General features: G+C 48.4%; 21 protein-coding genes. 16 read left to right on the forward strand and 5 right to left on the reverse strand.

The features are described 5' to 3' along the window. Nucleotides 1–47 precede the first annotated feature (47 nt). The gene (locus OOK74_RS11600) at nt 48–2,183 is read right to left on the reverse strand and encodes a TonB-dependent hemoglobin/transferrin/lactoferrin family receptor (RefSeq protein ID WP_277206899.1); all 2,136 of its coding nucleotides are present in this window, start codon (nt 2,181–2,183) and stop codon (nt 48–50) included. Between the two features lie 223 nt (nt 2,184–2,406). Between OOK74_RS11600 and OOK74_RS11605 the strand changes: the two genes are divergently transcribed. From OOK74_RS11605 to OOK74_RS11645, 9 genes are all read left to right on the forward strand, one after another. Then, nucleotides 2,407–3,294: a LysR substrate-binding domain-containing protein gene (locus tag OOK74_RS11605; RefSeq protein ID WP_278183420.1), complete on the forward strand. Its 888-nt coding sequence runs from the start codon at nt 2,407–2,409 to the stop codon at nt 3,292–3,294. 167 nt (nt 3,295–3,461) lie between these two features. After that, complete coding sequence (locus tag OOK74_RS11610) at nt 3,462–4,040, forward strand: SPOR domain-containing protein (protein ID WP_277206902.1); 579 nt, start codon at nt 3,462–3,464, stop codon at nt 4,038–4,040. A gap of 150 nt (nt 4,041–4,190) precedes the next feature. After that, on the forward strand, nt 4,191–5,192 hold the full coding sequence (locus OOK74_RS11615; RefSeq protein WP_277206903.1) for a D-alanine--D-alanine ligase: 1,002 nt from the start codon (nt 4,191–4,193) through the stop codon (nt 5,190–5,192). A gap of 197 nt (nt 5,193–5,389) precedes the next feature. Then, the gene (locus OOK74_RS11620; RefSeq protein ID WP_278183421.1) at nt 5,390–5,770 is read left to right on the forward strand and encodes a DUF3319 domain-containing protein; all 381 of its coding nucleotides are present in this window, start codon (nt 5,390–5,392) and stop codon (nt 5,768–5,770) included. A gap of 10 nt (nt 5,771–5,780) precedes the next feature. After that, a complete protein-coding gene (gene yciH / locus OOK74_RS11625) occupies nt 5,781–6,092 on the forward strand; it encodes a stress response translation initiation inhibitor YciH (RefSeq protein ID WP_277206905.1) in 312 nt (103 codons plus the stop codon). A gap of 453 nt (nt 6,093–6,545) precedes the next feature. Beyond that, a complete protein-coding gene (nrdD, locus tag OOK74_RS11630; protein WP_274723081.1) occupies nt 6,546–8,666 on the forward strand; it encodes an anaerobic ribonucleoside-triphosphate reductase in 2,121 nt (706 codons plus the stop codon). A gap of 4 nt (nt 8,667–8,670) precedes the next feature. Next, a complete protein-coding gene (gene nrdG / locus OOK74_RS11635) occupies nt 8,671–9,138 on the forward strand; it encodes an anaerobic ribonucleoside-triphosphate reductase-activating protein (protein ID WP_166015371.1) in 468 nt (155 codons plus the stop codon). Between the two features lie 123 nt (nt 9,139–9,261). Beyond that, nucleotides 9,262–10,443, forward strand: a complete 1,182-nt coding sequence (locus tag OOK74_RS11640) for an amino acid aminotransferase (protein ID WP_274723080.1) — start codon at nt 9,262–9,264, stop codon at nt 10,441–10,443. Between the two features lie 94 nt (nt 10,444–10,537). Then, nucleotides 10,538–11,206, forward strand: coding sequence for an ATP-dependent zinc protease family protein (locus tag OOK74_RS11645; protein ID WP_278183422.1), 669 nt, complete (start codon nt 10,538–10,540; stop codon nt 11,204–11,206). Nucleotides 11,207–11,291: 85 nt separating this feature from the next. Here OOK74_RS11645 and fruA read toward each other — a convergent pair whose 3' ends face one another. The 3 genes from fruA to fruB are packed head-to-tail and all read right to left on the reverse strand — an operon-like array spanning nt 11,292 to nt 15,189. Further along, nucleotides 11,292–13,049, reverse strand: a complete 1,758-nt coding sequence (gene fruA / locus OOK74_RS11650) for a PTS fructose transporter subunit IIBC (protein ID WP_278183423.1) — start codon at nt 13,047–13,049, stop codon at nt 11,292–11,294. An 18-nt stretch (nt 13,050–13,067) separates the two neighbouring features. Continuing rightward, the gene (pfkB, locus tag OOK74_RS11655) at nt 13,068–14,021 is read right to left on the reverse strand and encodes a 1-phosphofructokinase (RefSeq protein ID WP_278183424.1); all 954 of its coding nucleotides are present in this window, start codon (nt 14,019–14,021) and stop codon (nt 13,068–13,070) included. 10 nt (nt 14,022–14,031) lie between these two features. After that, on the reverse strand, nt 14,032–15,189 hold the full coding sequence (gene fruB / locus OOK74_RS11660) for a fused PTS fructose transporter subunit IIA/HPr protein (protein WP_278183425.1): 1,158 nt from the start codon (nt 15,187–15,189) through the stop codon (nt 14,032–14,034). A gap of 351 nt (nt 15,190–15,540) precedes the next feature. Here fruB and cra point away from each other — a divergent pair, with 351 nt between their 5' ends. From cra to secF, 7 genes are all read left to right on the forward strand, one after another. Then, entirely contained in the window at nt 15,541–16,521 is a 981-nt protein-coding gene (gene cra / locus OOK74_RS11665; RefSeq protein ID WP_166015377.1) for a catabolite repressor/activator, read from the forward strand. A 52-nt stretch (nt 16,522–16,573) separates the two neighbouring features. Next, nucleotides 16,574–17,713 carry an exonuclease SbcCD subunit D gene (locus OOK74_RS11670; protein ID WP_278183426.1) on the forward strand — a complete coding sequence of 380 codons (1,140 nt, stop codon included), beginning with the start codon at nt 16,574–16,576 and terminating at the stop codon, nt 17,711–17,713. Nucleotide 17,714: 1 nt separating this feature from the next. After that, complete coding sequence (locus OOK74_RS11675) at nt 17,715–20,756, forward strand: SbcC/MukB-like Walker B domain-containing protein (RefSeq protein ID WP_278183427.1); 3,042 nt, start codon at nt 17,715–17,717, stop codon at nt 20,754–20,756. Nucleotides 20,757–20,872: 116 nt separating this feature from the next. Next, the gene (locus OOK74_RS11680) at nt 20,873–21,538 is read left to right on the forward strand and encodes a hypothetical protein (RefSeq protein WP_274723110.1); all 666 of its coding nucleotides are present in this window, start codon (nt 20,873–20,875) and stop codon (nt 21,536–21,538) included. Nucleotides 21,539–21,613: 75 nt separating this feature from the next. Further along, nucleotides 21,614–22,120, forward strand: a complete 507-nt coding sequence (locus OOK74_RS11685) for a hypothetical protein (protein WP_278183428.1) — start codon at nt 21,614–21,616, stop codon at nt 22,118–22,120. A 56-nt stretch (nt 22,121–22,176) separates the two neighbouring features. Beyond that, complete coding sequence (gene secD / locus OOK74_RS11690; RefSeq protein WP_277206913.1) at nt 22,177–24,015, forward strand: protein translocase subunit SecD; 1,839 nt, start codon at nt 22,177–22,179, stop codon at nt 24,013–24,015. 3 nt (nt 24,016–24,018) lie between these two features. Then, the gene (gene secF / locus OOK74_RS11695; RefSeq protein WP_278183429.1) at nt 24,019–24,921 is read left to right on the forward strand and encodes a protein translocase subunit SecF; all 903 of its coding nucleotides are present in this window, start codon (nt 24,019–24,021) and stop codon (nt 24,919–24,921) included. A gap of 112 nt (nt 24,922–25,033) precedes the next feature. On the opposite strand, the gene OOK74_RS11700 is transcribed toward secF, so the two are convergent. Next, nucleotides 25,034–25,162 (reverse strand): TIGR02808 family protein, encoded by a 129-nt coding sequence (locus tag OOK74_RS11700; RefSeq protein ID WP_000105480.1) that lies wholly within the window; start codon nt 25,160–25,162, stop codon nt 25,034–25,036. Nucleotides 25,163–25,170 lie beyond the last annotated feature (8 nt).

Here is a 25,170-nt window from a genome sequence, read left to right on the forward strand (position 1 = left end):
TCACAGAGCACAAAGCCAGCGGGAAGCTGGCTTTGTTTGGCTCAAGATCAGAATTGGTAATCGAGGGAGATTCCCCAGTTACGTCCTGGTTGAGTGTAATAGTCATTACTGAATGTTTCAGAGCCTGTTTTTCCTGAAATATCAGAGTAGTGCCAATATTTCTTATCAAATAGGTTGAAAAGGCCGGCACGCAGGGTGAGATCTTTTACTGGAACATAGTAGGCGGTGAGATCGACCACCGCATAGCCAGCCACATCTAAATTGTCTTCCACTTGCCACTCATCTTTACTGGCCACCATTTTTACATTCAATGCTGAACCAAAATTGGCTTGTTCATAGCCTAGTCCGACCACGCTGGTTAATGGTGCAACCGTATCAATTTCTCTGCCTGTCGCACGGTCTTCACCATGCGCATAAGCCACGGATAGGCGAGCATAACTGCCCTGCGGTAAGGCAGAGATGCTATCTAAGCGTAGTGTCGAGCTGAGCTCTGCACCGTAGATGCGGACTCGGTCAATATTGTATTTGCTAAACACATCCTTGCCACCTGATTCACCGGTTTTAGTCTGTGTGATAAAGTCTTTGTAATCGTTAATGAATACTGCAAATTCCATATTGCCATAGGCATTATTACCGCGGGTCCCGACTTCATAAGAGAGACTGCGCTCTGCCTTGAGATCCGGATTGGCTTCAACAATCGCCCCGTGATTGTAGAAGTAGTAGAGATCATACACGGTCGGAGCTTTGAAGCCCTGACTGACTTGACCAAATAGGGCTAGGTTATCTTGCAGGTGGTAAACTGCGCCTAATTTGCCAGTAAACGCATTGTCTTTATTCGCTGGATAAACGGTGGTAAAACCAGCATCCGTTTTGGGTTTGGCTTCAAATGAATCATAGCGAAGGCCCGCGGTTAAAATCATTTGCTCATCAAATAGATACATTTGGTCTTGTGCGAAGATACCCCATTTCACGACATCTGCATCAGGCACTCCGGTACTGCCAGAGCTGGATGTGCCCGCAGTATATTTATGATCAGTATTGTCTAAACGGAAGGCATTATTTAGGAAGTTACCGCCATAAGTCACATCATGTGTGATGCCATTGATGTCGATTAACTTATTAAATTGGGCATCAAATTGTAGGGCTTTATCCGCCGCATCGCGCTCACGCATTCGCTCACCATTCGAGGGAGTCGTATCGTAGTTTTTATTCAGTGAGCTAGAATCTTGATAGCTGAGGGTTAAGTGGCTTTGGTCGGCCAGTAACCGATTGATCTGCCACTGGTGATCTAACGAAATCCGCGTACGTTGATTGACATCTTCATTGAAGTTATTGCTGTAAACGAACCCCGGCATAACAGCATAGCCATTATAGTTGAGTTCATCTTCGTCATAGTCTTTGCGGTAGTGTTCGACGGTTAAACCTAAGCGATGGTTTTCATTGGCTTGATACTGCACTTTGGCGAGCAGGTTGGCTAATTGGGTATCGGCTGGGTTGGTTAAACCGCGATCTGGGCCTTCAACATCAGCACCTGAGCTGTGTGATTGAGTTTCATGTCCTTGTGCATAAGTCCCCATCAGCAACGTTTCGAGCTTGCCATCACGCATGGCCCAAGTCAGGGTATTTTTAAACTGTTCATCGACGGAGGTATAGCTAGACTTAATACCAAATCGGTGACCATCCGCATCACCGACTAATACATCACTTGGATTTTTGGTGCGAAATTGTACTAATCCGCCTAATGCGTCTGAGCCATAGAGTGTCGACGCTGGGCCTTTGTTGACTTCAATTGCTTGAAGCGTATCTATTTCAATTGCATTACTGTATTTGCGTTGCTCTGAAGCGCCAGGGTTGTAACCTACCGGTTGCTGCACACCATCAATCACCGTCAAAATACGGCTCTCTTCCATCCCGCGAATATTAAAGCCGGAAATGCCAAAACGGCTACCCGATTTCACTTCTACGCCAGGGGTATATTTGAGCGCATCTTTAGCGTTGGTTGCTAGCGTATTATCAATATCTTTAGCACTAACGGTATCAATCGACGCTGCCACATCTTGTTTATTTTGTGTTGAGCGGGTTGCGGTGACCACCACTTCATTGAACTGTGACTGTTGTTCAGCGTATGCTGAAGGCATTAGTGCTAAAACAATTGCACTAGCGAGTAGAGATTTCTTATACATTTGAACTACCTGCATTTCCATGTTGACTAAAACGCTGTGATTCTAATGAATATTAATGAGAATTGCTATCATTTGTATTTGCGTAAATGGGTATTACTGTGACGGTTTGAATGAAAAACTAATAAAATCAATCTTGTAACTTAAATAACCTTAATTGTTCGAACACTGCCAATTGTGATTTGCATCACGGAGTGTTGCTGTAAATACCCGATGGGAGACTACCTTGCTAAGCCCGATCACACTTGAAGCCTTGCATATTTTGGATGCAATACAACGCCGAGGTAGCTTTGCTGCGGCCGCTAATGAACTGAATCGTGCGCCGAGCTCTTTGAGCTATCAAATTCAAAAATTAGAGCAAGATTTGGATCTGATGATTTTTGATCGCTCGGGTCATCGAGCCAATTTTACTGCGGCGGGAAAGTTGATCCTCGAACAGGGCAGAGCCATTTTGGCGGCGACCGAAAAATTGGTTAACGATGCTACGCTGTTGGCTAATGGTTGGGAGTTAGAGATTACCATCGCGTTAGATGGCATTTTGCCAGCGACGAACTTGTTTGCGATGGTCGATGCACTCGGCAATATCAGTAAAACGCGAGTACGTATCCAAGAGGAGATCTTGGCCGGGTGTTGGGAAGCCTTAGCTACTGGACGGGCAGATTTGTTGATTTGCCCACGATTGGAAGCTCTGCCGCAAGATGTTAAAGCGGAAACGTTAGGTTCGGTGACGATGACTTGGGTTGCGGCTCCTTTCCATTATGTACATCGGCGAGTGGGGGAATTTAACCAACAAACCAGAGAAAAATACCGCGCAATTGTGATCGCCGATACTGCGCGTGAGCAACCAGCCATGAGTGTCAATATTTTACAGCGCCAACCACGCTTAACGGTGAGTAATTTAGATGCCAAATGCAAGGCATTGATTGCCGGGCTAGGGATCGGCACCTTACCACAAGCGGTGGCGAAAGCTTATATTGAACAAGGTCAATTGCAGGAGATCCGTGGTTCACAGCCGCTGACGATGGAGGTGGTGCTGGCGTGGCGGCGTAACCAAATGGGCGAGGCCAAATCATGGTGTATCCAGTATTTGAAAAAAAATTGGCACTGGCAATAGTCGGCGATTCGTTCTAGGGTCATGATATCGACAGAGTCACCGCGGCTATTGATGAGTTTGTGCCATAAATCACAGGATCGCGGTAGATATTGGCGCACTACGCTTGATTCTCTCGATAGCAATGTGCATGATTTAAAGCACTTTGTAGTTAAGGCATATCGAAATCCATGAAAAAAATTGCAGTTATTGGTCTATCCACCCTTCTTGCCGCTTGTGCATCCGGTGATTACACCACAGACGTCAAGACCGAAAGTCATCGCGAAGAGTTCTCGGTGGCCGCAGTAGAACAACCGGTTGTTTCAGAAGTTGGGGTAGCTGACGGCATTTCAGAACAAAACGTTGAGCAAAACGTGGTGAAAATGGCCCCTGCCGACAACGAGAAAAAAGTGGTTAAGATGAGCCCGCAGGCTAAACCTGAAGTCTCAATTGCGCCTCCCACCGCTAAACAAGTGGCGATGAATCCACGCTACGGTTTTACCATCCAAGTGGTTGCCGTTGGTGCGCAGAATAAGGTTGATCAGTTTGCTGCCAAACTGCCGAGCAATGGCCAACCAATTTGGGAAAATTACAAAATGGTTAATGGCACTAAATGGTACACCGTTCTATTCGGTGACTATGCCACCCGTCAGGAAGCGTTGGCAGCGATTGCTCAATTACCAAGTGATTTACGCGCTATGAAACCTTTCGTAAAAAGTATCGATTCAATTAAAAACTCTGAATTTCCTACGCTTAACAAGCTAAATTGAGGCTGACGTAAAGGGGCTTAAGCCCCTTTATTGTTGGATCTTTGCACAGTTGCATCAACGCTAGTGAAGAAACATCAACATTGACTGTAAGTTGATGTTGAATCCTCTATGATAGCCAGCAATGATTACTTTAGTGTCCCGGAACAATTAATGACTAAGACGACAATTCTACTTTTGTGTGGTGGTGGCTCATCTGAGCACGAAGTTTCACTGGTATCGGCCAATTATCTGCAACAGCAATTGGAATTAACCCCTGAATTCAATGTGATTCGGGTTGAAATGAAACAAGACGGCTGGTTTACCGAACAGGGTGATTTGGTTTATCTCGATACCAACCGCGCGACATTAAATGGTGAACAACTCTGCTATTCGATTGATTTTGTGGTGCCTTGTATTCATGGTTTCCCTGGCGAAACTGGCGACATTCAATCGATGTTTGAGTTGGCTGGCATCCCTTATTTAGGCTGTGGCCCCGAAGCCAGCGCCAATAGTTTTAATAAAATCACCTCCAAATTATGGTATGACGCACTCGACATTCCTAATACGCCTTATCTGTTTTTAACCCAAAATACGCCAGAGGCGGTCGCGAAGGCGCAGCAAGCGTTTATCAATTGGGGCAGCGTCTTTGTTAAAGCGGCGCGGCAAGGCTCTTCAGTTGGATGTTATAAGGTGACTGAGCAAGATAAAATTGCCAGTGCGATTGAGGCAGCATTTGGCTATTCTGATCAAGTGTTGGTCGAGAAAGCGGTTAAACCCCGCGAGCTGGAAGTCGCCGCCTACCAGATGGATGGCAAACTGCATATTTCTAAACCGGGAGAAGTGATCGCACCTGAGGATGCTTTTTATTCCTATGAGGAAAAATACAGTGCCAGTAGCCACTCGCGCACTGTGATTGAAGCAGACAATTTGACCGATCAGCAGCGTGCGTTAATTCAGCACTGTGCCGAGCGAGTGTTTACTCATATGCAGTTGCGTCATTTATCGCGGATTGATTTTTTCCTCACTCCAGAGGGGCAAATTTATCTAAATGAAGTGAATACCTTCCCAGGTATGACGCCGATTTCAATGTTCCCGAAAATGCTGGAAAATAATGGGCATCGTTTTAGTGAGTTTCTCGCACAATGCGTCACCTCGACGTTGGCAGCTCGCTAATATCGCGCGGACTTGGCCGCTAACTAGGATCGCTTAACAAACCCGTCAATCATCTTTCAATTAGGTTGCCACCAGGGATTGAAAGATGATGCTTTTCAGTATAATGAACGGTAAGTTAACAGATTCGTGGCAATCGGCTTGATAAGCTGAAAGATAGAATTATTCTTTAGCCAATTTCAATGAGAGGCAGGGTATATATGGCTGTTGCAATCTACCGAGGTTTTAATCTCCAGTCGGCTGACAATTCAACCGATACATGGCAAGTCACCATAAAAAATCATCTACTGACCGGTAATTTAGCGGCCGTAAAAAAAAGTATTGATTGGTTTTGTGATACCGCATCAATCATCAACCCAAAAGAGTTTGAATCGATTGGTCAGCGGCGTGAACTGGCCAGTGGTGTGCAAGAGCAGTTCCATGGTTTTACCATTAAAAATGATACCGGTGAAGCCAACCAGTGGTATTGTTTTTTTAATGGCCGTTTAATTAAAGGTTCTAAAATTGCCATTCAAAAACATATCGAAGCTTATTTAGTAGCCAAACAACAAGCAGCGCAACAAGCGACACAGAAAAGATAGATTGGATAATATGACACTGGTTTATTCAACCGAGCTGGGGCGTATTAAGCCCGAGGCAGAGAAAACTGAGCGCCCGAAAGGCGATGGTATTGTGCGAATTTCGCGCGAAACCAAAGGCCGTAAAGGCAAGGGCGTAACTTTAGTCAAAGGGTTAGATGTTGATGATACGGCATTAAAACTATTGGCGGCTGAATTTAAGAAAAAATGTGGCTGCGGTGGTGCCGTTAAAGATGGTGACATTGAAATTCAAGGCGATGTGCGAGACCTACTCAAAACACTGCTGGAAGCCAAGGGATTCAAAGTAAAATTAGCGGGCGGTTAAGCTCGCTTTTTTGTATCCGACGTTCTGGTGCCTAACCTCTCCTCAATCGGTCAAATCTCGACCGTATGACCTTATTTACTCTGCGCTGCTGGAACAATAGAAATGCGATGTAAAACCGTATCGGTGATGTTAAATTTTGCCCTGCGATGGTCGTTAACAAAACCGAATCAGCGCTAAGCCAGTGATAGCAAGATGTTGAGTCTGGTTGCACTAAATTCAGTAACAAAAATCACAAAAATGATGATTTTCAAGGTTTCTTTCTGGTTTGGGATCTTGCCCAATAAGATCGGATTGATCTTGTACGTTGCTTGGTTTTTGTTGATCTAAATCAATACTCTCCCTTGACGCATTTCGTTAAATACGCCACAACATATAGTGTCAGTGGCAGAATAATATCGCCCTATATAGTGTATTTGTGGATAACTCTGTGAGTATGCTGGGTAAGGAGAGCAGGTGAAACCTATCGTAATCAAACGTGATGGCTCAAAAGCGCCATTTAACAGGGATCGTATCCAAGCGGCAGTGGAAAGTGCTGCAGAGCACGCGGATCAGGAAATCGCTATTTACGCACTCAATGTCGCGTTAGCGGTAGAACTGAAACTGCACGATTACGCAGAGGTACATATTGCTGAAATCCAAACCCTAGTTGAAAACGAGTTAATGCAAGGCCCATACAAAGCATTAGCCCGTTCATACATTGAATATCGCCATGATCGCGACGTCGCGCGTGAGAAGCAGAGCAAACTAACCCAAGAAATCGAAGGGTTAATCCAAGAAAGCAACGCCGATCTACTCAATGAGAATGCCAACAAAGATGGCAAAGTGATCCCAACCCAACGTGATCTGCTGGCTGGTATTGTGGCTAAGCATTACGCCAAAACGCGCATTTTGCCGCGTGATGTAGTGCAAGCCCATGAAGCGGGTGATATTCACTATCATGATCTCGATTACGCACCATTTTTCCCGATGTTTAACTGCATGCTGATCGATCTCAAAGGCATGCTGACTCACGGCTTTAAAATGGGTAATGCCGAAATTGATACACCGAAATCGATTTCTACCGCTACCGCCGTGACCGCGCAAATTATTGCCCAAGTGGCGAGCCATATTTATGGCGGCACGACCATCAACCGGATTGATGAAGTGCTGGCGCCTTATGTGACGGCAAGCTACCACAAACATTTAGAGATCGCCCGCGAGTGGGATATTCATAATCCCGATGCGTTTGCCAAATCACGCACTGAAAAAGAGTGTTATGACGCTTTTCAATCTTTGGAATATGAAGTCAATACCTTGCATACCGCCAATGGGCAAACTCCGTTTGTCACTTTCGGGTTTGGCTTGGGGACCAGTTGGGAATCGCGTCTGATCCAGCAATCGATCTTAAAAAACCGGATTGCCGGCTTGGGCAAAAATCGCAAAACGGCAGTATTTCCAAAATTAGTTTTTGCAATTCAAGATGGGCTCAACCATAAAGCGGACGATCCTAACTACGATATTAAGCAGTTGGCGCTCGAATGTGCTTCTAAACGCATGTACCCAGATATTCTCAATTACCACAAAGTGGTTGAGGTAACAGGATCGTTCAAAACCCCAATGGGTTGTCGTTCTTTCCTCAATACCTATGAAGAAAATGGTGAGCTGATCCATGAGGGGCGTAATAACCTTGGTGTGGTGAGCTTAAACTTGCCGCGCATTGCTTTGAAAGCGCAAGGAGATATCAGCAAGTTTTATGCATTACTGGATGAGAAGCTTAAGTTAGCTCGCCGTGCTTTGGATACGCGGATCAATCGCTTAGAAAATGTTAAAGCTCGTGTCGCTCCTATCCTATATATGGAAGGGGCGTGTGGTGTGCGTTTGAAAGCCAACGATTCGATTGCGGATATTTTCAAACATGGTCGTGCGTCTATCTCGCTGGGTTACATTGGTGTGCATGAAACCATCATCGCTCTGTTTGGTCAGCAGCAGCATGTTTATGATGATGCCAAGTTACGGCAAGCAGCGGTGGATATCATTCAATATCTGCGCAAAGCGGTTGATCAATGGAAAAAAGAGACCGGTTACGCGTTTAGTTTGTACGGCACACCAAGCGAAAACTTGTGCAGTCGCTTCTGTCGCATCGATGCTAAACAGTTTGGGGTCGTGGAAGGAGTGACGGACAAAGGTTACTACACCAATAGTTTCCATTTAGATGTGCAAAAGAAAGTTAATCCATACGATAAGATTGATTTCGAGATGCCTTATCCAGAAATTTCGAGTGGTGGCTTTATCTGCTATGGCGAGTTTCCTAATATGCAGCGTAATGTCGAAGCCTTAGAAAATGTCTGGGATTACAGTTATCACCGAGTCCCTTATTACGGTACTAACACCCCGATTGATGAATGCTATGAGTGTGGGTTTACCGGTGAGTTTGATTGTACCAGCAAAGGTTTTGTCTGCCCCCGTTGTGGCAATCATGAGCCAACCAAAGTGTCTGTCACACGCCGCGTATGTGGTTATTTAGGCAGTCCAGATGCACGGCCATTTAACTTCGGTAAGCAAGAAGAAGTTAAACGGCGAGTAAAACATCTGTAAGCATATGAATTACCATCAATACCATCCGATTGATGTGGTCAACGGGCCGGGGACACGCTGTACGCTGTTTGTCTCCGGCTGCGTCCATCAATGTAAAGGCTGCTACAACCAAAGTACTTGGTCGTTGTCATCTGGCCATCTTTATACTCAAGCGCTGGAAGATCGAATTATTGCCGATCTGAATGATCAGCGGATCAAGCGCCGTGGCTTATCACTCTCTGGTGGGGATCCTCTACATCCCGCCAATTTAGCCGCGGTGTTACAGTTGATCCAGCGCGTGAAAACGCAATGTCCGGGTAAAGATATCTGGCTCTGGACTGGCTATCAGTTGGCAGAATTGGATGTGGCACAACAAGCATTATTGCCTTATATCGATGTTCTGATTGATGGCAAGTTTATACAGCAGCAAGCTGATCCGGGGTTAGAGTGGCGGGGTAGTGCCAATCAAGTGATCCACCGTTTCACGCGATAATGTTTTTGCTCGTAGTGCACGGTTATCATGACCGTATACTGTGGGCAAAAAATCCCTTTCGATTTTGTGTTATCTGGTTTACTTTGTGGGTTGTTACCTGAATTTCAAAGGGTTGTGACTTTCATGTTTACCGATTTACCAGCACCAGTTTTAGATCCTATTCTTTCTCTTTCCGTCGCTTTTCGTAGTGATCCACGCCCACAAAAGGTGGATTTGGGCATTGGCGTCTACAAAAACAGCCTCGGTCAAACCCCGATCATGCGTGCAGTCAGCTTGGCGCAAGAGAAGGTTGTCGCCAGTCAAACCAGTAAATCTTATGTTGGCCTTGCCGGATGTGAAGAGTTCAATCACAGCATGATGCACTTGGTTTTGGACTCGGCGCTGGATTCCGAGCGTACCATTGCGATTCAAACCCCTGGTGCCAGTGGCGCACTGCGTATGTTGGGGGATTTAATGCGTGTCGCGCAGCCGGATACGACGGTATGGATCAGCGATCCCAGTTACGTCAATCATAAACCCGTGATGGAAGCGGCGGGGCTTAAGGTTCGTTACTACCGTTATTTTAGTCGTGATACCAAAATGGTCGATACTGAGGCAATGTTGGCCGATTTAGCGCAAGCGGGAAGTCAAGACGTGGTCTTATTGCACGGTTGCTGTCATAACCCAACCGGAGCGGATATCGATTTTAGCGCGTGGCAGGCGATCACAGAATTGGCCCAGAAAAATGGCTTTATTCCATTTGTTGATATTGCTTACCAAGGGTTTGGTGATGGCTTAGATCAAGATGCACAAGGTCTGCGTTATATGGCCAAACGTGTCGAAGAGATGCTGATCACCACATCTTGCTCCAAAAATTTTGGCCTATATCGTGAACGTACTGGCGCCGCACTGGTGATTGGCAAAAATCAGCGTGAAGTGACCAACGCCCGCGGCAAAATGCTCACCTTGGCGCGCTCTACTTACACTATGCCGCCCGATCATGGCGCCGCACTAGTCAAAACCGTATTAAATGATCAGCAGTTGACCAGCATCTGGCAGCAAGAGTTGCGTGATATGCAGCAACGGTTGTTAACTCTACGCAAAGATTTATGTCATGAGTTGAGAAATCAATACAATACGCGACAATTTGACTTTATTGAAAACCACCGAGGAATGTTCACGGTGCTGGGTTTGAGTGGTGAGCAGATGGCTCGTTTACGTGCCGAGTTTGCGATTTATGGCGTGGCCGATGGTCGAATTAATATTGCTGGTTTGACTGAAAAAGACATTCCTTATGTGGCGAAGGCGATTATCCAAGTCTCGTAACGCAAGCGTCATAATCCAAGCATCATAGCTCAAGCATCATAACTCAAGCGTGTAACATCATCCCTCGAACAGGGGTATTTGATTAGGTGAAACGATGAATCATCCACTGAAATTATTGGTGTGTTTAATGTTAAGTAGCGGCTTGATGGCGTGTGCTACACCTCCTTGGCTGTCGGAGAGCAAGGTTATTGAGGAGCCAGCCGCTGAGGTTATTCCCCAACCTGTGGCGGCCATGAATGACAATCAGCCACTGGTCGAGCCCTTACTGCGGCTTGAACCTGCGTCTTCATTGGAGCTTGAAGTGAATAAACAGGATGATTTTTCCAGCGCCAAGTACACTTCAGATGGCAAAATCGTACTCGGTGATCAGGAGTGGGTCTATTTACCCAGTTTAAAAGAGAGTTTTAAAGCGCGGATCGATACCGGTGCAACCACCTCTTCGATCAGCGCGGTTGAGATTGTCCCGTTTGAGCGCAGTGGCCAAGATTGGGTGAAATTTCGAATTGAGCATGAGGGTGTGCGTAGTGAGCTGATCACTTTGCCGGTTGAGCGCTGGGTGAGAATTCGTCAATCAAACGTGAATGAGCCGCAGCGCCGACCTGTGGTGATGGTATGGATCCAAATTGGTGATCTTAAGCAAGAGATAGAGTTCACTTTAACTGACCGTACTCATTTGGCGTATCCATTACTGTTGGGGCGTCGTTTTTTCAAAGATGTCGCGGTAGTGGATGTTTCTCGCCACTATATTCAAGGTCAACGTTAATCTAACGTGACTTAACCATCTGATATTCAATCATTAAAAAAGCCAGTGAATCAATCACTGGCTTTTGTATTATATCAACGCAAAGTTATGCGGTAACGGCTTGAGCTGATGCGGATTTTTTTAGCATCGCGTAAGCAAAACCAGTGATGGCGGTACCGATGGCAATCGCCACTAAATACAGCAATACTGGGCTGATAGCATTAGGGATCAACAGTACAAACAGACCACCGTGCGGTGCCATCAGTTTCGCGCCAAACAGCATTGACAGCGCGCCAGTCACCGCGCCACCTGCCATACATGCGGGGATCACGCGCATCGGATCTTTGGCTGCAAACGGAATCGCGCCCTCAGAGATAAAACACAGGCCCAGAACAAAAGAGGCTTTACCTGCTTCACGTTCTGCCGCTTCAAATTTATCTTTTGCTAGCAGAGTTGCCAGTCCCATACCCAGTGCAGGTACCATACCGGCTGCCATGATCGCCGCCATTGGGGCATAAGTTTGTGAAGCCAACAGACCAACACCAAAAGTGTAAGCGGCTTTATTGATTGGGCCACCTAAGTCGAAACACATCATTGCGCCCAGCACCAAGCCAAGCAGTACTGCGTTAGTTGAACCCATATTGTTTAAGAAGGTGGTCATGGCTTGCATAATGCTCGACATTGGACCGCCAACCACATAGATCATCACTAAGCCGGTGAACAAGGTTGCGATAAAAGGAATGATCAGGATCGGTTTAAGTGCCGCCATTGATTGTGGCAATTCAAGTTTGTCAGCAATCAGTTTTGCGCTGTAACCGGCTAGGAAACCCGCCACAATACCACCGAGGAAGCCAGCACCGGTCGAGCTTGCTAGCATACCGCCAATCAAACCTGGCGCTAATCCGGGACGGTCAGCAATCGAAAACGCAATATAGCCAGCCAGTACCGGGATCATCAACGCAAACGCCGAACCACCGCCAATTTGCATTAATGCCGCCGCTAAGGTGCCTTCTTGTTGGAAAGCCTCAATCCCAAACACGAAACAGAGCGCGATAATAAGCCCGCCCGCAACCACCACAGGCAGCATATGCGAAACACCGGTCATCAGATGTTTGTACACGCCTTTTTTCTCTTCGCTGTTTTCACTGCTGGTGCTTGCTGCGGCAGCCGAGAACGGTTTGGCTTGAGTAAACGCATTATTGAGTTCTTGCGCGGTTTTCTTCAAGGCTAAACCGGTGCTGGTTTTGTAAAGTGGTTTGCCGTTAAAGCGCTCTAATGGCACATCAATATCCGCCGCAATGATCACCAAATCTGCATCGGCAATGTCTTGCGCAGTCAACTGATTTTTAGCGCCAACCGAACCACGTGTTTCCACTTTGATCTGATGGCCTTGGCGTGCCGCTTCAGTTTCCAATGCTTCGGCAGCCATAAAGGTGTGTGCCACCCCAGTTGGGCAAGCTGTAATGGCGACAATTTTCTTCGCAGTCGCAGTCGCAGTCGCGGTCGTGGTTGCCGTTGCAGTCACCGAGCTTGCCGCAGTGGCTTGTGCGGCACTGAGCTCAGTCGCTTTTTCTGCCGCTTCAGTCAAATACGCAATCGGATCACTGGTACAGGCTGAAATTGGACTTTGGTAGACTTTTTTGCCGACAAAACGTTGGCTATCCACTGGGCTGTTGGTCGCCAAGATCACCAGATCCGCAGCTTGGATTTCATCAGCAGTCAGAGTATGACCGGCGATCACGGTTGAATGGCACTCGATCGCAGCCTCCCAACCGACGGTTTTACAGGCTTGTTGCAATAATCCTGCAGCGATGATGCTATTGGCAACGCCACTTGGGCATGCCGTTACGATGGCTATTTTCATATTCACGACCTTCTGTCCTTAGGCACTCATCACGGGATGGAGTGCGGATACTATAATTTGTTGTTGTAGAGTATTGAGTTGTTGTCGATCGCCAATTCCGACGCCCACCTGAGTCACCGCAAGGGCGGATAAGGCAGTCGCAAAACGTAGCAATGATTGTTTTTCCATATTTTGCATATGTCCCCAGCACAGGCCGGCCACCAGCGTATCACCAGCACCAACCGTGCTCACCACGTGCATTTTAGGTGGTTTGGCATGTAACCACTGATTTTGGTGCAGCCACATTACGCCATTGGCTCCCATGGAAATGACGATATTTTCAATCTGTTTGGCAGCTAGTTGGTTGGCCGCTTGCTGGCATTCACTTAGCGTGCTTAATTCGCGGCCACACCATTGGCTCAACTCTTCATCGTTAGGTTTGATCAGCCACGGTTTGGCCTCTAGACCGGCCATCAAAGCATCGCGGCTGCTGTCAAACAGCACCTTTTTATTCATGCGATGTAGCTGCTCAATCCAACCTGCGCAGCGTTGTGGCGAAATACCTTGTGGTAAACTGCCGGCGAGGACGAAATAGTCATGATCTTGCGCGAGGCGCAGTAGGGTCGCTTCAAATGCTGCAATATCGTTCTCAGTGACCGTGATGCCAGGGAAATTGATGTCGCTCACTGTGCCTTGTTGTTCGACTAATTTGACATTGATCCGCGTGGCGCCAGCGATACGGATAAATTGATCTTTTACGCCAAGCTGTTCAAATAATTGGCAAAATAGCTCTTGGTTATCACGGCCAAGAAAACCGGTCACGGTTACCTCGGCACCTAACTCACTGAGCACTTTTGCTACGTTAACCCCTTTACCAGCGGCATGCAGAGCGCTTTGCTCAACCAGACTGACCGATCCAACATTGAGTTGGCTCAGACTACCGGTCAGATCGAGCGCTGGATTTAATGTAATGGTGACAACTTTATTGGTCATGATCGACTCCTTAACCTTCACCTAAGCCGGCTTTGATCGCAGCGCCAATCGCTTGCAGCGCCGCTTCAGCATCAGGACCTTCGGCACTAAATTGCAATTGATGATTGTGTTTCACGCCAAGCGCAATCACTTTCATCAAGCTTTTGGCATTGACCACATGCCCATCACCATCAAGATTGGCTACCCGAATATTGGCTGAAAATTTCTTGGCCTCGGCCACCAGCATTGCGCCTGGACGCGCATGCAAGCCATGGCTGTTTTTGATGCGGAAAATCGCACTGTGCGCCGAAGTGTCGGCGGTCTGAGGCTCAGAGGTTTCGTTCGTTGCTTGACCTGCAGTGTTAACAAACAGATTGAGTAACTGGTCAACACTGGCTTGCCAAATCAAATCCTGTTTTTGTTGAAAGACTAATTTAGTTATTTTATCCAGTAGCGGTTGATGGGCATCATTACAGACCGAAAATGCGATCAGAGCTTTCACTGGTTGCTGTTGATATTCGCAATCATTAGCGGTGGTGACGATCGACATACCAGTGCGATTCACCGCGCGATCACTGGCGATTAACCATAAACCGCGGCCCAGATGAGTTGGAGTTTTGGTCACTAATTGCGCGACAAATTCACTCTCCGCACAACCGGTATTTCTTAATAAACCACCGGCGACCGCGCTCATTTGCAGCATATCGCTGGCTGGAAATTGGTGCTGGATTAACGAAGCATCAAAATCGGCCTGTAATTGTGCTTCACCTTTAATAATCGCAATCAGTTGCGCTGCAGTTTGTGCTTGTTGCAGGGCTTGTTCAACGCCATCGGCGGATAGCACTTTGGTCAACTGTTTTAAAATGCCCAAATGTTCATCAGATTTTGCGGCAATCCCAATCGCGACATAGACGCGATTACCATCACCCCAATCTAAACCTTGTGGAAAATGCATCGCCGTTACGCCCGTTTGCTTGACCAGCTCACGGGTATCGGTGGTGCCATGAGGGATGGCAATCCCATTGCCCAGATAGGTGGAGTGCTGTGCTTCACGATTCAGCATGCCTTGCGCATAACCTTCGGCTACCAAACCTTTAGAGGTCAGTGCTTGTGCCAGTCCTAAAATCGCCGCCTGTTTATTTTCAAACTGTTGCTGCAATTGAATATCTTGTGTGGTGAGTTCCAACATCGTTAACCCCTGTTTGCCTATGTGAGCTGGATGAATGGTGGCTTGCCTTGCGGCGTCTGAGCCATCTGCAGTGCGTCATCCTAGCTTGGTGTGACTTAAAGCTGAATCGGTTCAGCTTTAAGAGCAAAAAAATTCAGCAAAACCTTAAATCATCATGATTTTGCCGTGCGATCTGATTGACCATCCTTTGCTGACTCTTATTGCAGACTCTTAGTCGAGAGTGTGAGTCAATCGCACTTTTGCTGAATCCTTTCAGCTTTAATACTGAATCGATTCAGCTTATAATTCAACTCTCAGTTAGGAGCGAAAATCGCATTCTATGATCAGACCCACAAAAATAAGGTGAGGATGATGACTCTTGATGAAATCGCTAAATTAGCCGGTGTTTCGAAAACTACAGCCAGCTATGTGATTAATGGTAAAGCCCAAAAATATCGGATCAGTGCCAAGACTCAGCAAAAAGTGATGGCGGTGGTGGAGCAGTATAACTTTCGTCCCGATCACGCCGCATCGGCACTGCGCGCCGGTAATAGCCGCTCGTTCGGTTTGATCATTCCCGATCTGGAAAACATCAGTTATGCGCGTTTAGCCAAACTTTTGGAGCACAATTCGCGGCAGGCGGGTTACCAAATTTTGATCGCTTGCTCAGATGATTCGCCAGAGATTGAAATGGCCGCAGCGCAAGCGTTAGTCTGCCGGCGAATTGATGCACTATTTGTTGCCAGCAGTATCCCCAACGCCAGTGAGTTTTACTTGCAGTTACAACAAGCCGGCACGCCAGTGATCGCGATTGACCGGGCACTGGATGATGAGTATTTCTGCTGTGTGATCAGCGAAGATTTTGGTGCCGCATTTGAATTGACTCACTCATTATTGAGCGATCAAGTTAGCAGTATTGGTTTAATTGGGGCGTTGCCGGATTTAAATGTGTCGCGTGAGCGTGAGCAAGGCTTTTTGAGTGCAGCGAGCCAGCACCACTTGTTGACCCAGATCGCCTACGGCGAGCACTTTAATCGCGAAGAGGGGCGTAAAGTCTTCGCCCAGTGGGTCGCGGCTAAACAGTTACCGGATGCGGTGGTGGCAACCTCTTATACCTTGCTTGAAGGGATCCTCGATGTGCTATTGGAGCAGCCTGAGCTGATGCACAAAGTGCGTCTTGCTACATTTGGTGATCACCGACTGCTCGATTTTTTACCGATCAAGGTCAACTCATTACCGCAGCAATTTGAATGGATTGCCGATAGCGCGTTAGCTTTGGCGCTCAATGCTTCGGCCAAACGTTATCAAACTGGGATCGAACTCATCCCACGTCAGTTAAAAGTGCGTGCTTGAACAAAATAACGGTATGATATTGACCAGTTTTGTTTCGCTGCATGGGTAATGTATGAAGTTTCTCCACACCTCGGATTGGCATCTTGGCCGCCAATTTCACCAAGTTTCCCTTTTGGATGATCAACGGGCGGTACTTGGGAAATTGCTGGCCTACTTACGCGCTAACCCAGTTGATGCGGTCGTGGTGGCCGGGGACATTTATGATCGCTCGGTACCTCCTACCGCAGCGATCGATCTGCTTGATGAGGTGGTGAGTGTGATTTGTGGTGAGCTGAACACGCCACTCTTACTGATCCCCGGTAATCACGATGGTGCGAAACGCTTAGGTTTTGCTGCCAAACAGATGAAAAATTCGGGTTTACACATTTTTGCTGATTTTGAGCAGATGATGCAGCCGATCACTTTACACTCCGCGCAAGCCGGTGCCGTCACTTTTTGGGGTATGCCGTATCATGACCCAGAATTGGTGCGTCACCACTATCAAAATCAGCTCACCACTCATGATGCCGCACATCAATTTTTGTGTGAGAAAATCTTGGCGCAAGCGGATGCTACGCAGCGCAATGTATTAATTAGCCACTGTTTTGTTGATGGTGCGATGGAGTCCGAATCGGAGCGCCCGCTGTCGATTGGCGGCTCGGATCGCGTCGATCATCGACACCTCTTAGCTTTTGATTATGTGGCCCTCGGGCATTTACATCAGCCGCAAACTAAGGGGGCAGAGCATATCCGCTATTCTGGCTCGCTGATGAAATACAGTTTTGGTGAGCAGCATCAAAGCAAAGGTGCCACGTTAGTTGAACTGGATCAGCACGGTTTTGTGCGCGCCAGCTTAGTGCCACTGCAAGCGCCACATCAAATGCGCATTATTGAAGGGGAGTTGGCGACGATTTTGGCGCAAGGAGCCACCGATCCACAGGCTGATGATTATTTGCTGGTACGCCTTTTAGACCAGCACGCTATTTTGGATCCGATGGATAAATTGCGTCAGGTTTACCCCAATGTGCTGCATTTAGAAAAACCCGGCATGTTGATTGGTGTTGATCAAGCGATGGGTAAAGCCCGTTTAGCGCGTGGTGAGCTAGAGATGTTTAGTGATTTTTTCTTAGAAGCGCAATCCGCGTCGCTGACTGAAGCACAGCAGCAAGTGGTGATTGAGGTGATCCAACGCCTAACCGCGCAAGGGGAGTAACATGCGTCCATTAACACTCACACTGCAAGCGTTCGGCCCTTTTGCTGGGCGCGAAGTGATTGATTTTACCGAGCTGGGCGAGGCTCCGCTGTTTTTGATTAACGGTGCTACAGGAGCCGGCAAAAGCTCGATCTTAGATGCGATTTGTTACGCGCTATACGGGGAGACTACGGGTAGTGAACGCACCGGCGATCAAATGCGTTGTGATTTTTCCGCGCCAGATTGTCTCACTGAAGTGGTGTTTGAATTTGAACTCAATGGCAAGTGTTACCAAATCACTCGCCAGCCAGATCAAGAGATCCCGAAAAAACGTGGGTTAGGCATGACCAAAAAAGCGCACTCGGCGCTGTTGCTGGCTCTGCAATCCGACAACACTGAACTGATCGCCAATAAGCCCAATCCGGTCGCTAAAGCGGTAGTGGATCTGATCGGTTTGGATGTGAAACAGTTTCGCCAGGTGATGGTACTGCCACAAGGTAAATTTCGTGAGTTACTGACCGCGAATTCCAAAGAGCGCGAGCAGATCTTCGGTCAGCTATTTCAAACTCAGCTTTACAGCCGCATTGAACAGGCTCTGTTTGAGCGCGCGGCGGGGATCCGCAAACAGAAAGAGCAGTTTGATCAGCAGATCACCGGGACGCTCAATGTCGTCGGCTTAGCCAGTGAACTGCAATTACAGCAAGATCTTGAGCAAGTGAAGCCATTACTTACCGCAGCACAGGCTAAGCTGCATACTGAGCAGCAACAGCTCGATCACGCTAAAGCCCACTATCAAACCAGCTTAGAACTTGAGCAGCTCTTTACTCGCCAGCAGCAGCTCGCGATCGAGATTGCCGAGCATCAACAGCAAGCGGAGCACATTGAGCAGCTGCGCCAACACAAACAGCAGGCGCAAAAAGCGGCCAATTTAACCCCAGCCTATCAACAGTGGCAGCAGACTCAACAAGCGTTACAGCAAGCCGAGCGTGGGGTTGAGCAGCAGCAACTGTGGTTGCAACAAAGTGAACTGCATCAGCGACAAGCGGCACAAACCAACCAACAAGCCAGTGAGGCATGTGCCGCAGTGCCGAAACTCAATGAGCAGCGTCTGCTCTGGCAACAAGCGCAGCAAAAACTGCTGGCACAGGCGAGCGTTGAGCAGCGCATCGGCCAAGCGGAGCATGAATGGCACAGCTGCACGCAACACACTCACCACCTTCAGCAGCAGGCAGAGCAATTTAATCAAACCATCCAAGCTTTGCGGCTGGAGCGAGAGCAACAGCAGCAACAATTAATTCATTTGGAGGCGCAAAAAGCGCAGCTACAGCAGCTTGGTAGCTATCTCAAGGCTCGCGAGCGTGAACAACAGTTACAGCAACAACGGCAAGCCGCCGAGCGACAGTGGGCGCAACTGCAGCCGTTGCAGCAGCAAGCGCAAACTCAAGTTGTGCAGGCTAAGCACGTTGCCGATCAGTTGGAGCTCAGTTGGCATACCCAGCGTGCGGCGGAGTTGGCACAAGCGCTGCAAACCGATCAACCTTGCCCGGTCTGTGGCAGTGTTGACCATCCCCAACCAGCGCAATATCTTGGTGACGCGGTCACTAAAACTCAGGTTGAACAGGCCAGAGCCGCTCAGCAGCATAGCGTGGAGCAGTTGCAAGCGGCGAGCAATGCCGAGCAACAGCAACGGTTTAAATGGCAACAACTTGAGCAAGAATTGACCAGCTTAAGTGCCGATCTGGATGTACAAGGTGTCGCACCATTCGCCGTATTATTGGAGCAGCAGCAACGCTTACGCGGCGAAATTGAAGTGTTGCAACAACTGAAACCTGAACAGTTACAGCGCCAACTCGCAGAGTTTGAGCAGCATTTGATCCAGAATCAACGAGCGTTGGAACTGCAACAGCAGGCTGAGCAGCAAGCTTGGCAGCGATTGACGCTGGCCCAGGCCGAGTTGGCGAGTTTGCAGCAGGATATTCCCGAAGGCTTGGCTGATCTAGAGACACTGCGCAGCGAAATTCAGCGCGTGATTGCACAAATTGACGCATTGCAAGCCGCCGAGCAGACAGCGCAAGCGCAATCACTCCAAGCACAAAAGCAAGCCGCGAGCGCCCAAGCGGCTTATCAAGCCGCGTTAGAGCAGCACCGACAAATACAGCAACAAGCGCAGCAGGCGCTGAATCAATGGCAACAAGGCTTGCAGCATTATGCCTTGATTGATGAAACACACTATTTGGCCGCGCGGGTGACCGAGCCGCGTATGCTTGAGCTGGAGGCACAGATTGCCCACTATGAACAGCGCGGTGCAATGCTTGGTGGTGAGCAACAGGCATTAGCGCGTAAATTGCACGCTAAAAGCTGGCCACAACTTGCGCCACTGTTGGCGGCGGTGGCTGAGCAGCAGCAGCGCACCGATCTGGCTCTACAGCAAATGACCGAGCAGCAATCACGGTGGGATGGTTTACAACGGGTGGCCAATCAATTGGCCGAGTTGTATCAAAAAAATCGTGCGTTAGAAGCGGAATACCAAGTGGTGGGGACTCTGAGTGATGTGGCTAACGGTAAAACTGGTGCTAAGGTCAGCTTACATCGCTTTGTCTTGGGAGTGCTGCTCGATGATGTGTTGCTGCAAGCCACACAGCGGTTACTGAAAATGAGCCGCGGTCGCTATCTGCTGAAGCGCAAAGAGCAGCGTGCTAAAGGCAATGTCGGATCGGGACTCGATCTGATGGTTGAGGACAGTTACAGCGGCAAATGGCGCGATGTGGCGACCTTGTCTGGTGGGGAATCCTTTATGGCGGCGCTCGCGTTGGCGCTTGGTTTGTCGGATGTGGTGCAGTCCTACAGTGGTGGCATCCGTTTAGATACACTATTTATTGATGAAGGATTTGGCAGTTTAGATCCGGAGTCACTCGATTTGGCGATCCAAACCCTGATCGATTTGCAACAAGGGGGACGCACCATCGGGATCATCTCTCATGTTTCTGAACTTAAAGAGCAAATTGGCTTAAGGTTAGAGGTGTCGGCGGCACGGGTGGGGAGCACGCTGCGCGTTATCGCCTAGATTCAACTGGCCGCGATGTGTTCCGCTCAGGTTCAAAAATAACGATCTAAAAACAACACCGAACATTGGAAATATAGAAAACATTGGATAAGTGAGGAAAGATGAAAAAATGGCTAATGTTAGTGGTGCTGCTGTTTGGCTTAGGCTGTGCCGCCGCAGGGATTTATCTGTTTTATCTCAAACCGCACATGGATGCTGAAGCGGTCGATACCAACGCCTCGCGGGAAAGTGTCGCTGAGCCACCATTGCCAACGCTGAGCTTGACTCCAGCTCTAGAGGCGAGACCTGAAGTGATGGATTTTTATGTGAGCGCGGTCAGTTTAGGGGTGCGCGAACAGCCGGATCTAAGTGCTTATGTTGACCTCAATAATCTGCTCTATCGAGGTCAACGGGTTCATCTGCTTGAAAAACAATCGGGGTGGGGACGCATTTCTGATTACTACGTTTATCAAGAAGGTGGGCCTGAAGTGGCTGAGTGGATCCCTCTGGATGGCTTAAGCGTTGAAGCGCCGATCATTACGCCACAAGAACGGAGCAAAACCGTAGCTGGCTATATTGGCGCTTCTGATGACTTTGGGTTATACCAAGAGCAATTTGTGACCAGCACCGATCGGTTACTCAATGATGGGCATTGTGCCCCACAAGATTTTGCTGAGCTCGGGGGATGGGTACGCTCAGTCACCTACGCGAGCCAACCGGTTTACTTTATCTACTGTGGCGGCTTGAACCAACGTAATAAGATTTATCTGAATGCGCAAACTGGCCAAATTTTCTATCGTTAGATCACATTTTTTCGCTTGAGCTTGGTGAAACATCCACCTACACTGCTGACATCTTTCAGTGGTTAGAGCGACATAATGTTCTGGCGAGCCCTTATTGCGTGTTGGTTGGTGGTCGTTGCGTTTGCGCTTCCTGCGCCGCTGTTCGCCTGTGCGCTAGAGCAAAAAGCCAGTGAGTCGCTTGATCACGCTAAGCCCTCCTCTTTACCGTTCAGCTCCGCATTGAGCCTTACTAGGGCTGAACGGGTAGCTCATAGCGCACCGCCACCGAGCTCGATACCTCGCTCACAATCTGATGTCACACCAACGCCACGCGCGATTTTAAATCATGCACTGAACGGGTTAGCTCAGCGCTTAGCGGCGGGAAGCTCGGATTTACCGTTTGATAGTGATCCCGAATCGTCGCCATGGCCAATGTTAGTCACCACTCCATACTCGGTGGTGATCGATGGCTCTAACCATCATCTGAACCGCAGTTACGATTTTTTTAGCGCAACTCACCGCCTTGCCGGCTGGAAAGAGAGTAACGCGATGTATGTCGCGCTCAATAGTCAGTTTTTATTTTCCCACACCAAGTTTAATTAACACTATAGTAACAATCATAACTTGTTGAATAACTCAGTTTAGGCTGAGAGGGAACTATGAAAAAAACCACACCTAAGCAGTCGGCTAAGCGATTGCTCAATCACTATGCTGCGTGGAAATACGTCGTACTAGTGACGACCATTGTTATTTTGACTTTAAGCGCGATCCCAACTTGGTATGGTGAGCAACCATCCATTCAGTTACAAAGCCAACAAACCAGCAGTGTGCTGCGTAATGTGCCAGAGCTTGCCCAACTGTTGAATAAGCACAACATTCAAGCCGATGAAATTACCCAACGTGGCGATCAAACCACGTTAGTGTTTGCCAATGAAACGCAGCAATCCCAAGCTCGCAATGTGCTCGATCCACTGGTGCAAGAAGGGGATACCATCAGTTACTCTTATGTGTCGGTCGCCCCGAAGTGGCTCGATAATTTAGGTTTTTCACCGATAAAATTGGGATTAGATCTGCGCGGTGGCGTGCAGTTTCTGCTCAATGTGGATGTTGATAAAGCATTCCAAGAGCAGCGAGATAGCATGATGGATGCGGTGAAAGATTCACTGCGCGCTGCGCGGATACGGGGAGTCACCGTGCAAGCGATGGCCAGTGATGGCTTCGAGGTAAAAACCGATCAACCGGCGGCGCTGCAGCATGTTCGCCAATATCTGCAAGAGAATTATCGTGATTGGGAGATCCGCCAAGGTTCGAGTCATTTGCAGGTTCAACCTTCCGCTCACAATAAAGCCGAATTTCAAACCACAACCATTCAGCAGAACTTAAAAATTATGCGTGATCGGATTGAAGAACTTGGCATCACCGAAGCGCTGGTCCAGCGGCAAGGTGAACACGCGATCCGTATTGAGCTGCCAGGGGTACAAGATCCATCACAAGCAAAAAATGTGATTGGTGCCACTGCCAGTTTGGCTTTTTATCAAGCAAAGTCGGCGAGCGAAGCCCGCAGCATGGAGGATTTGCTGCTGGAAGATGCCAATGGTCGCACGGTGATTTTAGCCAAACGGCCTGTGCTGAGCGGCGAGCATATTGTCAATGCTCGGGCAGGGGTTGATAACATGGGAATGTCTGAGGTGAATATTTCCCTCGATCACGCCGGCGGTAAAATCATGAGTGATTTTTCTGGTAAGCACATCGGTCAGCCGATGGCGACGGTGTACCGTGAATATAAAACTAATGCGCAGGGTGAAACGGTGCGTAGTGAACGCGTGATCAGCGTTGCCACTATTCAATCTCAGCTCGGCAGCCAATTTCGGATCACCGGAGCGGGTTCAATGGAAGAAGCGCAGCAATTAGCGCTGCTGCTGCGGGCGGGCTCTTTAACCGCACCAGTGACCATTGTCGAAGAACGCACGATTGGTGCGTCATTAGGGGAAGAAAACATCGCTAACGGTTTTGCCGCATTAGCACTCGGCATGGCCATGACGCTGACGTTTATGGCGCTGTGGTATCGCCGTCTTGGCTGGGTGGCGAACTTGGCGCTATTGATCAACATGGCGTGCTTGCTGGGCTTGATTGCACTACTGCCGGGGGCAGTATTGACCTTACCCGGTATTGCGGGATTGGTGCTTACAGTTGGCATGGCGGTGGATACCAACGTGCTGATTTTTGAGCGGATCCGTGACAAGTTGGCGGAAGGGCGTAATTTTGCTCAAGCGATTGATACGGGTTTCCAGAGTGCTTTTAGCACGATTTTGGATGCCAACATTACTACGATGATCACGGCCGTTATTCTGTATTCGATCGGTAATGGGCCGATCCAAGGCTTTGCATTGACCCTAGGTCTGGGTTTGCTGACCAGTATGTTCAGTGGTGTATTTGCTTCACGAGCATTAATTAATCTGATTTGGGGACGCGATACGCGTCGTGATGTAAGGGTATAAGCCATGATTGAATATTTTAAAGCGCGCATTCGTCCTATTCGTTACATCACCGGCCTAGTCTCGATGTTGTTGGTGGTTGTGTCGGTGGCCACATTGGCCAGCAAAGGTCTCAATATGGGGCTGGATTTTACCGGTGGTATGGTGACCGAGGCGATCATCGATCGTTCGGTCACTAAAACCGAGCTTATCGCACAGCTACAGCCGGCATTAGGTGATTCGGTTACCGCTACCCCATCGGGTGAGGATGGACGCTGGGTGATCCGTTACCCATTAGCGGATCAAGCTGCCGCTCCGCTAGAGATCGACGCGCTACTTCACCAACTCTCGACGCAGGTTGAGATTGTTAGCAATAGCATGGTTGGATCGCAAGTCGGGGAAGATTTGGTCAACCAAGGTGGCTTAGCGTTATTGATCTGCCTGCTGTCGATCCTTGCTTATTTAAGCTTTCGCTTTGAATGGCGTTTAGCCAGTGGCGCTTTGTTGGCTTTGCTGCACGATGTGGTGTTAGTGATCGGTTTTTTTGCGCTAACGCAGATGGAGTTTAATCTCACCGTGTTTGCGGCAATATTGGCGGTACTCGGTTACTCACTGAATGATTCCATCATCATTGCGGATCGGATCCGTGAGCTATTGATAGCCAAACAACAGACCCCGACCGCTGCGATTAATGATCAAGCGGTGATCGCGACCTTCTCGCGCACTATGGTCACCTCTGGCACGACCTTGATGACGATTGCCGCATTATGGTTAATGGGCGGCGCACCATTGCAAGGCTTTGCGATTGCCATGTTTATTGGGGTGATCTCTGGTACCTGGTCATCGATTTCGATTGGTACCGTATTACCGGAGTGGTTTGGGCTAAAGGCCAAGCATTATCTCAAACCAGAAATCGACAGTGCACCATAGCCAGCGTGGCACTGAGAAGGGTTAAATATTTTAAGGTCTGCCAATGACAGACCTTTTTCTCTATACAAAAAAATCCGGCGCTGAGCACCGGATTTTGGAGGTTTAACTGTGTCTATTTATCTTTGGTCATGGCCAGTAGGCCAAGTGAAACCACGGCCACCCCAAGGAAACCGGCCAGAATGATCACTGGCATGGCGCTGTAACCGAGGACGTGCCAAAAAATCGATTCAAGAGTACTCATAGCGGATC

The organism is Vibrio misgurnus (assembly GCF_029635775.1).
GTDB classification, from domain to species: Bacteria; Pseudomonadota; Gammaproteobacteria; order Enterobacterales; family Vibrionaceae; genus Vibrio; species Vibrio chanodichtyis.